General features: G+C 48.5%; 17 protein-coding genes. All 17 read left to right on the plus strand.

Annotated features, from left to right (window positions below; translation table 11 throughout):
• Positions 1–46 precede the first annotated feature (46 nt).
• Positions 47–1,039 (plus strand): flotillin-like protein FloA, encoded by a 993-nt coding sequence (floA, locus tag BBD42_RS20760; RefSeq protein ID WP_056029336.1) that lies wholly within the window; start codon positions 47–49, stop codon positions 1,037–1,039.
• 55 nt (positions 1,040–1,094) lie between these two features.
• A complete protein-coding gene (locus tag BBD42_RS20765) occupies positions 1,095–1,637 on the plus strand; it encodes a hypothetical protein (RefSeq protein ID WP_099519709.1) in 543 nt (180 codons plus the stop codon).
• 173 nt (positions 1,638–1,810) lie between these two features.
• Positions 1,811–2,089, plus strand: coding sequence for a sporulation protein YqfC (gene yqfC, locus BBD42_RS20770; RefSeq protein ID WP_046229917.1), 279 nt, complete (start codon positions 1,811–1,813; stop codon positions 2,087–2,089).
• A gap of 12 nt (positions 2,090–2,101) precedes the next feature.
• Complete coding sequence (gene yqfD, locus BBD42_RS20775) at positions 2,102–3,295, plus strand: sporulation protein YqfD (protein ID WP_099519710.1); 1,194 nt, start codon at positions 2,102–2,104, stop codon at positions 3,293–3,295.
• 6 nt (positions 3,296–3,301) lie between these two features.
• On the plus strand, positions 3,302–4,273 hold the full coding sequence (locus BBD42_RS20780) for a PhoH family protein (protein WP_056029326.1): 972 nt from the start codon (positions 3,302–3,304) through the stop codon (positions 4,271–4,273).
• A 17-nt stretch (positions 4,274–4,290) separates the two neighbouring features.
• Positions 4,291–6,549 carry an HD family phosphohydrolase gene (locus BBD42_RS20785; RefSeq protein ID WP_056029324.1) on the plus strand — a complete coding sequence of 753 codons (2,259 nt, stop codon included), beginning with the start codon at positions 4,291–4,293 and terminating at the stop codon, positions 6,547–6,549.
• On the plus strand, positions 6,546–7,043 hold the full coding sequence (gene ybeY, locus BBD42_RS20790) for an rRNA maturation RNase YbeY (protein ID WP_099519711.1): 498 nt from the start codon (positions 6,546–6,548) through the stop codon (positions 7,041–7,043). The genes BBD42_RS20785 and ybeY overlap by 4 nt, the downstream gene beginning before the upstream one ends.
• Positions 7,043–7,414 carry a diacylglycerol kinase family protein gene (locus BBD42_RS20795; RefSeq protein ID WP_099519712.1) on the plus strand — a complete coding sequence of 124 codons (372 nt, stop codon included), beginning with the start codon at positions 7,043–7,045 and terminating at the stop codon, positions 7,412–7,414. Before ybeY ends, BBD42_RS20795 begins: the two co-directional genes overlap by 1 nt.
• A gap of 20 nt (positions 7,415–7,434) precedes the next feature.
• Positions 7,435–7,881, plus strand: coding sequence for a cytidine deaminase (gene cdd, locus BBD42_RS20800; RefSeq protein WP_099519713.1), 447 nt, complete (start codon positions 7,435–7,437; stop codon positions 7,879–7,881).
• Complete coding sequence (gene era / locus BBD42_RS20805; protein WP_056029311.1) at positions 7,881–8,804, plus strand: GTPase Era; 924 nt, start codon at positions 7,881–7,883, stop codon at positions 8,802–8,804. Before cdd ends, era begins: the two co-directional genes overlap by 1 nt.
• A 105-nt stretch (positions 8,805–8,909) precedes the next feature.
• Positions 8,910–9,068 (plus strand): YqzL family protein, encoded by a 159-nt coding sequence (locus tag BBD42_RS20810; protein ID WP_081418577.1) that lies wholly within the window; start codon positions 8,910–8,912, stop codon positions 9,066–9,068.
• Positions 9,069–9,124: 56 nt separating this feature from the next.
• Positions 9,125–9,871, plus strand: coding sequence for a DNA repair protein RecO (gene recO / locus BBD42_RS20815; RefSeq protein ID WP_099519714.1), 747 nt, complete (start codon positions 9,125–9,127; stop codon positions 9,869–9,871).
• A gap of 160 nt (positions 9,872–10,031) precedes the next feature.
• Positions 10,032–11,570 carry an MDR family MFS transporter gene (locus BBD42_RS20820; protein ID WP_099519715.1) on the plus strand — a complete coding sequence of 513 codons (1,539 nt, stop codon included), beginning with the start codon at positions 10,032–10,034 and terminating at the stop codon, positions 11,568–11,570.
• Between the two features lie 304 nt (positions 11,571–11,874).
• Positions 11,875–13,035, plus strand: coding sequence for a pectate lyase family protein (locus tag BBD42_RS20825; RefSeq protein WP_216364857.1), 1,161 nt, complete (start codon positions 11,875–11,877; stop codon positions 13,033–13,035).
• Positions 13,036–13,357: 322 nt separating this feature from the next.
• Positions 13,358–14,215 carry an ABC transporter permease gene (locus tag BBD42_RS20830; RefSeq protein ID WP_481855983.1) on the plus strand — a complete coding sequence of 286 codons (858 nt, stop codon included), beginning with the start codon at positions 13,358–13,360 and terminating at the stop codon, positions 14,213–14,215.
• Positions 14,216–14,255: 40 nt separating this feature from the next.
• The gene (locus tag BBD42_RS20835) at positions 14,256–15,137 is read left to right on the plus strand and encodes a carbohydrate ABC transporter permease (protein ID WP_099519717.1); all 882 of its coding nucleotides are present in this window, start codon (positions 14,256–14,258) and stop codon (positions 15,135–15,137) included.
• A 44-nt stretch (positions 15,138–15,181) separates the two neighbouring features.
• Positions 15,182–16,795: an extracellular solute-binding protein gene (locus BBD42_RS20840; RefSeq protein WP_056029297.1), complete on the plus strand. Its 1,614-nt coding sequence runs from the start codon at positions 15,182–15,184 to the stop codon at positions 16,793–16,795.
• Positions 16,796–16,863: the final 68 nt, after the last annotated feature.

Below are 16,863 nucleotides of genomic sequence, written 5' to 3' on the forward strand. Positions count from 1 at the left end.
ATAAGCGCAATTCAGCGCTTTACTAAAGCAATGGAGGTATTTATAAATGGGTCTGGATCCGGTTGTATCTATATTGATTATAGCGGTTATTGTTATTATTGCGCTGTCCGTCTTCCTGAGCTTTTTTCCAATTATGCTCTGGATTTCAGCATTGGCGTCGGGTGTGCGTATCGGTATTATTACGCTCGTTGCGATGCGCTTGCGGCGGGTTGTTCCGAGCCGGATTGTTAATCCGCTCATCAAAGCAACGAAAGCTGGCTTGGGGCTGAATATTAATCAGCTGGAGAGCCATTTTCTAGCAGGCGGTAACGTTGACCGTGTCGTCAATGCGCTGATTGCGGCGCAGCGCGCCAATATCCCGCTCGTATTCGAGCGTGCGGCTGCCATTGATCTTGCTGGACGTGATGTGCTTCAAGCGGTGCAAATGAGCGTAAATCCACGTGTCATTGAAACACCAACGGTTGCAGCAGTAGCGAAGGATGGTATTGAGGTTAAAGTTAAGGCGCGTGTTACCGTACGTGCCAACATCGAGCGTCTAGTCGGTGGTGCGGGTGAAGAGACGATTATTGCCCGTGTCGGCGAAGGTATCGTTACGACGGTTGGTTCAGCAAATTCCCATAAAGACGTTCTTGAAAATCCGGATATGATTTCCCGTACGGTGCTTGGCAAAGGGCTTGATGCTGGTACAGCATTCGAAATCTTGTCAATTGATATTGCTGACGTTGATGTAGGCAAAAACATCGGCGCCCATCTCCAAACGGAGCAAGCGGAGGCTGACAAACGGATTGCTCAAGCGAAAGCGGAGGAACGCCGGGCAATGGCAGTAGCGCAGGAGCAGGAGATGAAGGCGCGCGTTATTGAAATGCGGGCGAAGGTTGTGGAATCCGAATCGCAAGTGCCAGTTGCAATGGCGGAAGCACTCAAAAACGGCAAAATCGGCGTCATGGACTATTTGAACTTGAAAAACCTGGAGTCGGATACGCAAATGCGTAATTCCATCGGCAAGAGCGACGCCCCAACCGAAAAAAATGACAATTAAAGATGGCAAATAAAGCACGGGCGCAGCTGCTTACCCTGGAGGTGAATCTGAACCAGTGGAACATGTAATAGAGTTTATTTCGAAAAATATTTATTTCGTCGTTATTGTCGGCGGCTTTATCCTGTCGATTTTCAATCGGGTCAGTGCGAAAAAGCGGACCAATCCGCGGATGCCGGACTTTAATGGTCAAAGCACTGCCGATGCTGCTTATCCGCAGCAGGGGACAGAGGTGCAGCAGCACCAGTCCGGTCGATATGATCAGGGAGAGGCTTACCCGGAATGGGAGGATAACGATGATTATGAGGAACGGTCGATTTCCTACCGCCAAGCGGAGGAGGAGGCTGAGCGTGAGAAGCAGCGCCACCTGTCAGAGCTCGCCAGAGCGCTTGAGAGCAAGCAGAAGCAGCAAGTGCCTATAACGGCCTCGCAGCAGCGCGAAGCCGCTGCAGGGCGCAGCAATCGGGCTAGCAGCGAGGCTGAGGCTGTTGCTGACACTCGGTTAGCGCCTTTGAGCGCGGAGGAGCTTCGCAAGGCGGTCATCTGGTCCGAAATATTGGGCCCGCCGAAATCGAAGCGTCCTTATGGCAAAGTAAGATAATATAAGCTTTATTTTTGAATAGCGCGGCTTTCAGAAATCCATTAAGGATGGCTGAGGGCTGCGCTATTTTTCATAAAGTCATCACCCCGCGCATAGCTTGATATAGTACGATAATGGGCCTTGTGTCATATTTAACGTCTGGCGAGCGTGATAAGGGGGACGATCCTTTACCTATGAACCGTTTAAAACGCAAACTTCGCAAAATGACAGCGGATATTCTGGATTTGCCCCAGGATGTCGTCTATGATCTTCCCCGGCTGACGATGATCGGCGATCGCCAGTTATATATTGAGAACCATCGCGGTGTCATTCATTTTTCCAGCGAGCAGCTTAGGCTCGCGCTCAGCAAGGGCGAGCTTGAAGTGACGGGCAGCTCGCTAGTGATTCGGACGATTTGGACAGAAGAGGTATTTATCGAAGGTCAAATTACGGGCATAGCCTTGCGGGAGTAGGAGGGGAGCGGCTTGAAGCTGAAATGGTCGGACTGGGTAATCGGCGTCGTAACAGTAACTATCAGGGGCGGACAACCTGAGCAGCTTGTAAATCGGGCATTGGAAGGGGGGCTGAAGCTTGCGTCCATCGGTTGGACGGGCGATGGCAAGCTGCAGTTTGATGTGCCTTTGAGCGGTTATTTTCGCTTGAAGCCTTTTTTAAAGGAGACAGGCTGTAGGGCGCATGTCGTAAAGCGGCAAGGGATGCCGTTTTGGTTAGCAAGGCTGGAAAAACGAAAATTTTTCATCGCAGGCATTGCGTTATTTTTTATTGGCATCTATTTGCTCTCCTCGCTGATATGGTCGGTTGAGGTTAAGGGCAACGTGAAATTGACGGAGGAGGAAATTGTGGAGGCGGCGCGGCAGGAGGGGATTTTCCCGCTTCAATGGTCGTTTCGTCTGGCGGATACGGATATTATTTCAAAAAGGCTCGTCAACAAGCTGCCGAAAGCAACATGGATTGGCGTGGAGAAAAGAGGAACAAGAATCATTATTCAAGTCGCGGAAACAACCGAACCTGATCATCGCGAATTGGAAAATCCCCGCCATCTCATCGCTTCCGCCGATGCGGTCATTACGGAAATTTATACAGAACGCGGTCGTGCTGTCGTAAAGAAAAATGCGAAGGTCAGAAAAGGACAAACGTTGATTTCAGGTACGCTGGGCGGCGGCGCTTATATGCGGTCGGTTGTGGCAAAGGGCTCTGTTCGCGGGCTTGTCTGGTATGAATTTAATATTGCTTCCCCAATGTCGCAGCAGGTCAAAGCATATACCGGGGAAAAGAAGGAAAAGTGGTATGTCGTCATTGGCGGCAGGGCGCTTCAGGTAAGCGGATACGGCAAAAATCCGTACGAGCAGTCGGAGACGATCGTGGAGGAGGACAAGGCGAACTTTAAAAGCATAAGCCTGCCTTTCGGACGGATGAAGCAGACGATAATGGAAGTACATATGGAAGAGCTGAAACTATCAGCCGACGAAGCGCGCGCGGGTGGGATTTTGCAGGCGAAAGCAAGTGTAATGACAAAAGCAGGCAGCGATGCGGTCATCCGGGATGAAATTGTTTTGCATGAAAAGACGGAGAATGGTAAAGTTTATATGAAAGTTCTTTTTGAAGTAGAGCAATCGATTGTGAAAGAGATGCCACTAGTCCAGATGCAAGGAGATTGAGGTTGTTTGCTAAATGAAACAATAGTCGTCAGAATTCCGCTGGAAAACGCGGGAGAAGGATTAGCGGTATTTGGCCCGCAGGACAAGTTCCTGAGGCTGGTAGAGGCACAGTGCGAGTCCTCGATCACATCTCGTGAGGCAGAAATCGTCATTTCCGGTGCTGTGCAGGAGGTACGCTCGCTTGAGCAGTTGTTCAGCGTCATGCTGCAGCTTGTAAGGGGCGGCTACATGCCTTCAGAGCGGGACATGATGTATGCGCTTGATTTGGCCCGTACGATGCAGGCAGAAGAGCTTCTTGATTTATTCAAGGCTGAAATTACAACTACGTTTCGCGGCAAGCCCATTCGGGTTAAAACGATTGGCCAGCGCCATTATGTAAAGACGATTCACAAGCATGACGTCGTATTCGGAATTGGCCCAGCCGGCACAGGAAAAACCTACCTGGCTGTCGTGCTCGCCGTAGCCGCCTTGAAGCAGGGATTGGTGAAGCGAATCATACTGACAAGGCCAGCTGTCGAGGCAGGCGAAAATCTCGGCTTTCTGCCCGGCGATTTGCAGGAGAAGGTCGATCCTTATTTGCGTCCGCTATATGATGCCCTGCATGATGTGCTGGGACCTGAGCAGACGGTAAAGGCTTTTGAACGCGGTACTATTGAGGTTGCTCCACTTGCTTACATGCGGGGACGGACCCTTGATGATTCCTTTATTATTTTGGATGAAGCCCAGAATACGACGCCGGAGCAAATGAAAATGTTTTTGACACGGCTTGGCTTCGGCTCAAAGATGGTTATTACTGGCGATGTGACACAAATTGATTTGCCAAGAGGGAAAAACTCGGGTTTAATAGAGGCACAGCGGATTTTGCAAAACATAGACGAACTTGGCTTTATCTTTTTTTCCGAGCAGGATGTTGTCCGTCACTCCTTAGTGCAGAAAATCATTGTCGCCTACAATCAGGACGCTGAGAACAAAGCATAGAGAGGAATGTCCGCTCCATGAACCAGAACCAGAATCATTCCGGTAAACAGGGGAACCTGCAGAGCTCCAAGGCTGCGGGGTGGAAACAGAGCGTAGCTGTCCGCTTCGTGCTCATGTTATTATTTGTGTTGCTGTTTTATTTCAGTCTCTCTCCGCATCTCGTTCCGGAAACGTATGATATTCAAGAGGGCGTAGCCAGCGAGAAGGATATCGTCGCTCCCCATCAAATACCGGACAGCAAGGCGACGCTGCAGGCGCAGGAGGAAGCGGCGAACCGCGTAGATGCGATCTATTCGAACGTCGCGCTGCGCAGCGAGCTGCTGCTGGGCGAGATATTTTCGCGCATGGAGCAGTTGAATCAGGATGATCAGGTTACGACGCAAAATAAAATCGATATTTACCGCAATGAAATTCCCGGCAGGTATCCCGATTTTGTCGATAATTACGTCAAGGTAAACAAAGGCAATGGCACTTATAGCGATACGCTGCTCGATGAGATGGCGGTCGTTATTAAAGAGCAGGAATACGCGATTTCTGAGGAAACATTTTATAAAATGCCGCGCATGTCGGTAGAGTCAATCACGGAAATGCGCCAGGTGGCGCAGGAGATTGTACGCAAGCTAATGAGCGAGCAGCTCCGCAGTGCGGATGCTGCGCGTACCCGTGTGGCGGAGCTGGTGAACGCAAGCTCCCTCTCCGACCGGACTAGCCGTGAAATTGTGCAGGAGCTGGCGCGTTTCTCCATTATGCCGAACCGCTTTCTAGATAAGGAAGCGACGGATGAAGCGAAAATCCAGGCGAAGAAAAATACGCCTCAGGTCGTTATCAAGGAAGGCGATGTTCTCGTCAAGCGCGGGCAAGTCATCACGCCGGAAATGTACGAGCTGCTCAAGGATTCGGCGCTGCTGCAGGATAAACGCAATTATTGGCCGCAGCTGGGCTTGTTGATTTTGTCCGTTTTGTTCATTACGGCGATGTACAGCTATTTGCATCAGTCAGGCGGCATTTCCGGCCTGAAGCCGAAATATAATAATGCGCAAATTTTAATGCTGTGGCTCATCTATTTGATCAACATCGTGGTGATGATCATTATTTCATTAATCCAGACGGATGAAATCCCGTATGTCGGCTTCCTTGCTCCTGCGGCGCTGGGGACGATGCTGATTACGCTGCTGCTGGATATGCATTTGGCATTAATCAGCTCGATTTTGTTTGCGATTATCGGCAGCATTGTGCTGAATTCGGGCACGGGGCAAAATCAAATTTTCGATTTCCAATACGGCTTTGTTATTATTGTCGTTTCTGTCGCGGCTATTTTCTCGATACATCGAGCGAGCCAGCGATCGACCATTTTAAAGGCAGGCATTATGGTCAGCCTGTTCGGCACGTTTTCCGTTCTTGCGCTCATGCTGCTGACGGAGCGTCTGGATCAAGGTCCGCTTGTGTATTCGCTTTGCTTTGCTTTTGCAAGCGGATTGTTGACAGCTGTGCTGGTAATTGGCCTTATGCCGTTTTTTGAAGTTACCTTTGGCATTTTGTCGGCGCTCAAGCTTGTCGAGCTGTCTAACCCGAACCATCCGCTGCTGCGCAAGCTGCTTACCGAGACGCCGGGAACGTACCATCACAGCGTCATGGTCGGCAATTTGTCGGAGGCTGCGGCTGAGTCCATCGGGGCGGACGGGCTGCTTTGCCGTGTGGGCTCGTTCTACCATGACATTGGGAAGACGAAGCGGCCGAATTATTTTATTGAAAATCAGACGAATATGGAAAATCCGCATGACTCGATTGATCCGAAGCTTAGCCGGTCGATCATTTGCGCCCATGCGCGGGACGGCGTGGATATGCTTAAGGCGCATAATATACCGAAGCCTATTCGTGATATTGCCGAGCAGCATCATGGCACGACGTCGCTGAAATTCTTTTATTACAAGGCGCTTAAGCAGGCTGAGGAGCAAGGGGAGGAGCCTTCCTTCACGGAGGATGATTTCCGCTATCCTGGCCCGAAAGCCCAGTCGAAGGAAGCCGCTGTGGTCGGCATTGCCGATTGCGTGGAAGCAGCTGTCCGCAGCCTGCGCAGCCCTACGGTTGAGCAGGTAGAAGCGATGATCAACAAAATCATCAAAAGCAGGCTGGATGACAATCAATACAACGAATGCGATTTGACGCTCAAGGAGCTGGATAAGATCGCACAGTCGCTCAAGGAAAGCGTCATCGGGATTTTTCACTCCCGAATTGAGTACCCTGAGGATGTTAAGTCAAAGGAGCGATTAGCATGAGTTTGCAGCTGGATTATAGCAATGAGCAGGATAAGGTAGACATTCCCGAAGCTTGGATCACCCGTTTGGAGCAATTGCTTCAATTGGCTGGCGAAGCGGAAGGTTTGACAACGGGCGAAGTAACGCTGACTTTTACCGATAATGAGCAAATTCATCAGTTGAATCGCGACTACCGCAACATTGATCGTCCTACTGATGTTTTATCATTTGCGATGCAGGATGATGGAACGGATGAGCTGGACATTATTTTTGAAGTGGAAAGCGAAGATGAGGTTGATCCTATTTCGGGCATGCTGGGCGATATTGTCATTTCCGTAGAGAAAGCGGTTGAGCAAAGCGAGGAGTATGGGCATTCGCTCGAGCGGGAGATCGGCTTTCTGTTCGTTCATGGTTTTCTGCATCTAATCGGTTATGATCACGAGACGGAAAGCGATGAGGCAGTGATGACGAGCAAGCAGGAAGCAGTGCTTTCGAAGGCAGGCTTGTCGCGTTAATGAAAAAGTTTATACGCAGTTTAGGATTTGCGTGGGCGGGTATCGTATTTGGCGTGCAAAATGAACGCCATATGCGCATTCATGTGCTGGTCGCTGCTGCGGTCATTCTGCTTGGCGCTTTTCTATCGCTTACACGTATGGAATGGGCACTGCTGCTGCTCACGATGGCGATCGTTATCGTAGCGGAAATGGTCAATACAGCGGTGGAAAAGGTTGTAGATCTTGCAAGTCCGGAGCGCCATGCGCTCGCTAAGACGGCAAAAGATGTTGCTGCTGGTGCTGTATTGCTGGCAGCATGCTTTGCCGTCTTCATTGGTTTTATTATTCTTGGCCCGCCATTATGGCAAGCTATAACGGCGGGACGCCAGTAATTTGAAGGAGTCAACAATAAATGACAGTTACTTACGAAGGTTTGCAAGAAAATTATGCAGCTTTGCTTAATCAGGCAGGAGAGGCGATGACACGGGCCTATACGCCTTATTCCAAGTTTAATGTCGGCGCTGCCCTGCTAGATAACGACGGGCATGTCCACTATGGCTGCAATGTCGAAAATGCTGCTTATGGGCCGGGCAACTGCGCAGAGCGCACTGCTATGTTTCGGGCGATTGCCGATGGCAAAAAGCCAGGACAATTTCAAGCGATTGCGGTCATTGGAAATACGGAAGAACCTATTACGCCATGCGGAATTTGCCGCCAGGTGCTCGTTGAGCTGCTTTACCCGGATACGCCAGTTATTATGGGCAATCTGCGGGGCAACTGGTCGATTTCGACCGTCTCTGACTTGCTGCCTGGGGCATTTACACCAATGGTATTGAAAAAGGGGCAAGCTGAAGCCTAATGAGTACACCTACAACTGACAACCGTACAAACGGCAAATTTCGTTCCGGCTTTGTAGCCATCATCGGCCGACCTAATGTGGGCAAGTCCACGCTGATGAATCACCTGATCGGGCAAAAAATCGCCATTATGTCGGACAAGCCCCAAACGACACGCAACAAAATTCATGGCGTGTATACGAAAGACAATACACAAATTGTATTTTTGGACACGCCGGGCATTCACAAGCCGCAGTCCAAGCTTGGTGACTATATGATGAAAACCGCGCAAAGCGCGCTTCAAGAAGTCGAAGCGGCCCTGTTTCTTGTTGATGTAGCCGATGGCATTGGCGGCGGCGATCGTTTTATTATCGAGCAGCTTAAAAAGGTCAAGACGCCGATTTTTCTCGTGCTGAACAAAATCGACAAAATCGATCCAGAGCAGCTGCTGCCGATTATTACGCAATATAAAGATTTATATGATTTTGCGGAAATTATTCCGATTTCTGCGCTTCAAGGGAACAACGTGGAAACCCTTATGGATCAGCTAATCCGTTATTTGCCTGAAGGACCGCAATATTACCCTGCTGATCAAATTACGGATCATCCGGAGCAGTTCGTTGTAACGGAGCTGGTGCGCGAGAAAATTTTGCATATGACGCGCGAGGAAATTCCGCATTCCATTGCGGTTGCGATTGAGGACATGAAGGTGCAGGAAAATGGCGTTGTCTACATTGGCTGTGTCATCTATGTCGAGCGCGACTCCCAGAAGGGCATCATTATTGGCAAGAAGGGTGCCTTGCTCAAGGAAGTTGGCAAGCTGGCACGCCGTGATATTGAAGCGCTTCTGGGTTCCCGTACGTTCCTCGAGCTGTGGGTCAAGGTTAAGAAGGACTGGCGCAACCAGGAGAGAGTGCTTAAAGACTTAGGCTTTAGAAACGACTAAAGCCGCTTCTAATTTGACGTAAATTGCTAAGGATAACATTCATGCGATCAACGCAATCTAATACCGTCTGGAGCAGCATTTCCGAGGCGGAAAGGGTTGATACGATTGCGGAATTTTTCGTGGAAGTATTTTACATTGACCGGTGATGTGGAGTCTTATATGCTCTACAAGGAAATGGATCAGCTTGGAGAAGCGGATCATCCTAACTCAATGCTCGGTGATGACCAGGAATGGGCATCCGAGCTAGAAGAAGCTTCTCCTTAGTTCAGTGGGCGCGAAGCCTTCTGACTGTCTTAAGCAGGTCATGGGGGAGTTTCATTATGCTGTATCGTTTGGAAGGCATCGTTATTCGCAGCATGGATTATGGGGAAAATAATAAAATAATTAATGTGCTGACGAATGCGAATGGCAAGGTAGGGATATTGATACGCGGCGCGAAGAAGGCCCGGAGCAGGCATGCTTCTCTCGCGCAGCCCTTTACATACGCGGAATTTACTTTTTTTCGCACTAGCGGACTTGGCACGCTGAATCATGGTGAAATTTTAGCGTCCAACCATCTGCTCCGCGAACAACTGGAGCTGACTGCTTACGCTTCCTATGCGGCAGAATTAACGGATAGGGCCATGCAGGAGGAGGATACCAGTTCTTTTCTGTTCGAGCAGCTGAAGGCTTATTTAAGCGGCTTGGTGGAGGGGAAGGACCCGCAGATTGTGTCTCATCTTTATGAGATGAGAGTGCTGGATATGTCAGGGTATGCGCCTGTACTGGATCATTGTGTGGAATGCGGCGGCGAGGAGACTCCCTTCCGAATTAGTGCAGCCGCAGGCGGTGTATTATGCCGCCGCTGCGGTCACAAAGACCCCCAAGGCATCGTATTGTCTGAAGCAGCGTATAAGCTGCTGCGATTATTTGTCCGAATGGATTTGCGCAGGCTTGGTTCTATTCAAGTCAAGCCAGAAACGAAGCAAGAGCTTAAGAAGGTAATGCGTATGCTGATGGATCTGCATATTGGCATTCCGCTGAAGTCGCGCGGCTTTCTGGATCAGCTTGATAAATATAACTTATAAGAAATGGCGTTCGGTCCCTGGACCGAGCGTTTATTCGTTCTCTCGTCCAATAGGACTCCAGGATGGGATTGTTTATAATAACAAAGCTGAGCAGCGCAAGGCAATACGCCACAACTAGAGCTTTTCAAGCATTTCACATCATTTCAAGGGGGAATTTTTTATGTCTGCGGCTCAAAGTAGACTTGGCTTCGTCGTAGCGGGATTGCTGCTAGCTATCTTCGTTGCATCGATCGATAATACGATTGTATCAACGGCTATGGCAACGATTGTAAGCGATCTAGGCGGTATGGACAAATTTGTATGGGTCACTTCCGCTTATTTGGTAACAGAGATGGCGGGAATGCCGATTTTCGGCAAGCTGTCCGATATGTACGGAAGGAAACGTTTTTTTGTATTAGGCATTTTCTTGTTTTTGCTGGGATCGGTTTTATGCGGAACTGCAGAGTCGATCACACAGCTAAGTATTTACCGGGCTATTCAAGGTATCGGTGGCGGCGCCATGATGCCGATTGCCTTCACGATTGTTTTCGACGTATTTCCCGCTGAAAAGCGTGGTAAAATGGGCGGCTTGTTTGGAGCCGTATTTGGTACGTCAAGCTTGTTCGGCCCGCTCGTTGGGGCATATTTCACCGATTATATTAACTGGCGCTGGATTTTTTATATTAATATTCCGTTCGGAATTGTAGCTATGTTGTTTATTTTATTGTTTTACAAGGAATCGATGGAACATTCCAAGCAGAAAATTGATTGGTGGGGAGCCGCAACACTGGTAGGCTCCATCGTCAGCTTAATGTTCGCTCTTGAGCTTGGCGGCAATGAATACGCTTGGGATTCTGCTCAAATTTTAGGATTGTTTGCGATCTTCGCCATTTTGTTTATTATTTTCATATTTGTTGAACGCAAGGCGGCTGAGCCGATTATTTCGTTCAAAATGTTTCGTGTGCGCCTGTATGGCGCAAGTACGGGAGCTGCCCTATTTTATGGCGCAGCCTTTATTACGGCAGCTTTGTACATTCCGATTTTTGTGCAAGGGGTATACGGCGGTACGGCTACTAGCTCTGGCCTAATGCTGCTGCCTATGACATTAGGCTCGGTATTCGCAGCGCAAATGGGCGGTTTTCTCGCTAATAAAATGCCTTATCGCAACGTTATGGTGCTGTCCGCCATTATTTTTATTGCAGGCATTATGCTGCTATCAACGATCAGTCCCGAAACGACCAAATGGACGCTTGCTTTCTTTATGTTCATTACGGGCTTTGGCATCGGCTTCTCGTTCTCGGTGCTCGGGATGTCTACCATCCACAGCTTCGATATGAGACAGCGAGGGTCTGCTAATGCTACAATGTCGTTTATTCGCTCCTTTGGAATGACGGTCGGCATTACAGTGTTTGGGATTATTCAGCGCAATAGCTTCACGAATGGCATGAGCGATGCTTTTGCAGGCGGCGGTGGCGGCGCGGCGCTCCCTACTGAAAATGTCCGGCAAATTCTGACCCCTGAAAAAAGGGAGTCGATTCCGGCAGAAGTGATGGATAAAATTATTAGCGCGCTGTCTCATTCGATTTCCACGACGTTTATGTGGTCCATTGTTCCGGCCGTGCTGGCGCTTGCTTGTGTCCTATTGATGGGCAATGCCTCGATGAAAGAACTAATTGAGCGGGAACGGATGCAGGCAGGAAAATTGGCGAAGGGGAAATAAGGTTTAACAGGGATAGTGAGCAGGCCTTGGGTCTGCTCCTTTTTCATTGTAAAAATGGAGGTAGCGGCACTTTTAGAGTGGGAGGACGCTAAAGCCTTCGGCAGCTTTGCAAAGGGTTTGATTTTTATTTTTATCCGACATACAAAAAAGAAAATACTATCCAAAATTTACAAATAGATGTATAATCAATTCCATCTTGTAAGCGCTTACTAATTAACTGTTGGCTTGCAAGATAGAAAGGGGGTCCCATTGTTAACCAGCACCGCTTCACCCGCTTCACCAAACCCTAAGAGGAGGTAAGACAATGCATTTGAAAAAATGGTCTATGGTTTTACTGAGTACGTTAATGGTTAGTGCTTGTTTAGTATCAGCGCCCGTATCCGATTTCGGTGTATCTCGAGCAGCGGCGGCCTCAACAGGCGGATACGGAACGACAGACGGCTCTACGGCAACGGCGGTTACGGTTACCAACTTGGCAGAGCTGCAAGCGGCTTTTAACAACGGAAAGCACCACATTATTGTTAAAGGCAACATTTACGGAGGCTCGCAATTAACGACGCTGACATTCGCCAGCACCAGCTGGAACAATGTCACGATTGAAGGGGCAGCGGGCGGGCAAGCGGTTTTGCAAAATATCCAGCTCAAGTTTAGCGGCGAGCTGCTTGCGACAGGCACGAATATCGAAAATATCGTCATTAAGAACATTACCTTCTACGGCAACATTAAGGATTTGCAAAACCTTTCGGGAGCAGCGACGCAGCCAGGCGGCAGCGGCACCAACTATTTGGGCGTATCTTTCCGCCGGGTAACCAACGCGCTCGTTGACCATTGCACCTTCTACAACATCAGCGATGATTTGCTGCTCGTCTCGCAAAAGTCGGATAATGTTACTCTCTCCTATAACCATTTCTACTTTACTGACAGCTGGGTGAATATGAATCCGAATCCGCTGTGGAATTGGGTAGGGGTTAATCAGGATCTCGCCTCCGAGCGTCTGGCGCTCATTATTGGCTCGAATGCCAGCGATTCTTACACCTATGGCGGCGGCAAGCTTCATGTCACGATGCATCACAACTGGTTCGGCCCGAACATGAAAGGGCGTCCGCTGATGAGAGGTTTTGTCCATCTGTACAACAACTATTTTGATAACAGCACTACGCCGAGCGGCAACAATTCAGCAGGGTTTTCGCAGCAGCAATACAATGCAAACCAAATTGGCAGCGGCAGCGTCATTTATTCCGAACGCAATTATTTTTACAAAACGAATCAAAGCAATCAGGTAGGTCTTGACAGCTCTTCAGACGCTTACACGTTCTATGAGCGCAACAACTATTATAATCAGACGACTGGAACATCGGCTACTGGAGCTGCATTCCCATCATCGCTGCCGTTTCCTTACAGCTATTCGCTTGATGCAGTGCTGGATGTGCCGAATATCGTGCAAGCAGGTGCCGGGCCCCATTAATCAGATGAATCAAATGCTGAAACCGAGTGCTGGCGCGGCTTTTAAAAATAATAAATCGTTTTCATTGCCAAAACGAAAATAAACTGCTAGAATGATAAAAACGTTATGAAAACGCATACATTTATTTATTAATTACAACGTTGTAAATTTTAATGAAGGGGGAATATGGGTAGTAAATTGGCCTGTTGATCGTTGATTAGAGTCAGCGTCATATTCAATTTTTCAAACGTTGTAAATTTAAACCTGAAGGGAGTGGATTTCATTGAATAGCCGCACTGCGACTCTGATTAGGCTAGTCAAACGGGACAAATATTTACTACTCATGTTTTCCCCTATTTTTATTTATTATTTGGTCATTATGTATTTTCCAATGCCGGGCGTCATTATGGCTTTCAAAAACTTTACGCCGGGTAAAGGCATCTTCAGCGGGGAATGGGTCGGGTTAAAATGGTTCATCCAATTTTATGACTCGATTTACTTTTGGAGGCTGCTGCGGAACACTTTTTTACTAGCTTTTCTGCCCTTGCTATTCGGCTTTCCGATTCCGATTTTATTCGCCATTTGCGTAGTGGAAATTAAAAATAGGGCGTTCAAGCGCTTCGCCCAAACGATTACGTATTTGCCGCATTTTATTTCAACCGTTGTCATTGCCGGCATGCTGATCAACTTCCTGTCGCCGACGGATGGCATCGTCAACATTTTGCTGGAAAAGGTAGGACTTGAACCGATTAATTTCATGATGGAGCCCGGATGGTTCCGCACGATATTCACCAGTTCGGACATTTGGCAAAGCTTCGGCTTCAGCTCAATTATCTACATTGCAGCTATCATGAGCATTGATCCGGAAATGTATGATTCAGGAAAAATCGATGGGGTCAATAAATTTCAGGAGTTATGGCATTTAACGCTTCCAAGCATCAAGCCTACAATTATTATTTTGCTGCTGCTGTCGCTTGGCGGCATTATGAGCGTAGGTTTCGAGAAAGTTTACCTCCTCTACAACGCAGCAACTTATGAAACGGGAGATGTTCTTTCCACCTATGTGTACCGGATGGGCATCATCGGACAAAACTACAGCTTTGCGACAGCCATTGGCGTATTTAATTCCATCATTACTTTTATTCTCGTGTTTGCGGCGAACCAATTGACCCGTCGGGCAACGAACATGTCGCTATGGTAACAGAGCGCGCCTTTACAAGTCGCTGGAAAAGGAGTCTGGCATGAAAAAATCTAAGACAGATCTGATTTATTATAGCCTGGTGTATTTCATCACTTGTGTGGCTATTCTCGTAACCTTATATCCTTTCCTTTATGTCGTCAGCGTATCGTTCAGCTCCGTCAGCGCGATTGACAAGCAGCAGGTGTTTTTATATCCCGTCGATTTCACAATTTCGGGGTATAAAATGGTGCTTCAGTACAAGGAGCTGTGGGTTTCCTTTTACAATACGGTATGGTACACCGTTGTCGGAACGGCGCTGAACATTGTCGCTACCTGCCTCGCCGCTTTCCCTTTGTCCAGAGCGCATTTTTTCCTTAGACGCAAGCTGAATTTCTTCATTGCGTTTACGATGTATTTTTCCGGCGGATTAATTCCGCTTTACATGCTGCTGACGACACTTGGCCTCTACAATACGAGATGGGTCATGGTCGTTCCGGTGCTGGTCATTACATTCAACGTCATGATTTGCCGCTCGGCGTTTGAAGGCATTCCGAAGGAAATTTTCGAGAGCGCCTCCATCGATGGAGCGAATGATATTACGATGCTGTTCCGGCTCGCCGTGCCGATCGTCAAGCCGACGCTTGCGGTGCTCACCTTGTATTACGCGGTGTTTCACTGGAACAATTTTTTCTCGGCACTGCTTTATTTAGGCAATCAGGAGCTGCAGCCGCTGCAAATTTTTCTGCGAAGGGTGCTCATTATGGCATCTCCGGAAATTATGCAGCGTATGGGCGGGGCCACGTCGACTGGAGCGCTTGCCGTATCTTCACTGCAGGTCAGATATGTATCCATCGTCGTCAGCATTTTGCCCATTATAATGATTTATCCCTTTATCCAGCGTTATTTCGTTAAAGGCATTACGCTGGGCGCAGTGAAAGGCTAACACCGCTTGTAAACTTTTGCTTTTATTATGGGAGGGAACGTTCAATGGCACAACAGTTAAAAGGGGCAAAAAAAGCATTATCGGTTATCATTTTGGCAACGGCAGTAGCAGGATGCAGCAACAGCGGAGCACCGGCAGCTACAGATGGGAATGCTGCACCAGCAGCAAGCGCAGCAGCGGAAACGGGGCCAGCCTACAACGGCTCGGGGCCGATTACCGACCAGCCTAATCAGGAGCTGACCTTCCTCGGAACGAATGCCTGGACGACGAATGTGGATTTGGCATCGGCTGAAATCGTCAAGCAAATTGAGAAAAATGCTAATGTGAAAGTGAATTGGGAGCTGCTGCCTCCGCAAAACTACCCGGATGCGGTAGGGCCACGCCTCGCGGCAGGCATGGATTTGCCTGATATCGTTTATTTGCCGGATACGGATCAGACGATGAAATATTTAAATAGCGGACTGTTTATACCGCTTGATGAGCTGTATGAGAAATATGGCGTCAATTTGAAAAAACTTTATGAAAAATCGCCCGATATTAAAGCCAGCCTGACGACTCCAGATGGTAAAATGTATTATATTCCCCAGCAGACGTTGACGAAAAATTACATGCCGGAGTTTATGGTGAATGAAAGATGGCTCAAAAAGCTAGGCCTTCAAGAGCCGACCACACTCGACGAATTTACAGAAATGCTGAAAAAATTCAAAACGGACGACCCGAACGGCAACGGCAAGCAGGATGAAATACCAATGTCGATGGACCCTAAATTTATACCGATGGCTTTTGGCCCGGTGTTCGGCATGGATTTATCGAGTAATTTTTACGCAGATGACAGCGGCAAAGTCCATTATGGTTACTATGAGCCGGTATACAAGGAGTATTTGGCTTACTTGAATGGCTTGTATAACGACGGTTTGCTGGGCGTAGATTTTGCCAGTACAACAGCGGATCAAGTGACCTCAAGATTTTCGCAAAATATAACAGGCGCGACGTTCAACTTCAGCTGGTATACGTCGATGGTGTACAGCCCGCTGTTCGCGGACTACAACCCGGAAGAGCCGCTTATCCAAGGCATTTTGCCGCTGAAAGGGCCGCATGGCGACCAGTTCTACGTGGGCCGCACGCCGGTAAGCCGAATTTTCGGTATTTCCAAAAATGCCAAAAACCCTGAGCTGGCCTTCAAGTTTCTAGACTATGCTATTGGGGAAGAAGCGCAAACCTACTACACTTGGGGCATTGAAGGCGTAACGTACGAAGAGAAGGACGGCAAGAAGCAGTTCACCGAGAAGGGCAAGGACAATGACTTCATTCAAAAATATGGCATTGGCCCGGTCAACCTGCCTAGCGCGCAATCGACGGATTCTGCGGATGCAATCGTAGCGCCATGGCATGAGAAGCGGGATAAGGAGCTTGAGCAGTATATCCGTCCTCCATTCCCTAATGTGTATGCGCTGCCAGAGGAAGCAAGCGTCGAAAACATGTCGATGCCGGACATCCAAACGTATGTAGATGAGATGAATTTGAAATTCATTACAGGAAAAGAAAGTCTTGATCAATTCGATGCTTATATTGCAAACTTAAAAAATATGAATATTGAACAAATCATTGCGGGCAGGCAGGCTCAGTATGACCGATACTTGGCTGCCTCGAAATCCTAGTTTCTATAGCTTAAAGCTTAAAGCATAGGGCATGGGGTGCGAGGAACCGCAAGCGGTTGATGGGAAAG

The sequence above is a fragment of the Paenibacillus sp. BIHB 4019 genome, assembly GCF_002741035.1.
Taxonomy (GTDB): domain Bacteria; phylum Bacillota; class Bacilli; order Paenibacillales; family Paenibacillaceae; genus Pristimantibacillus.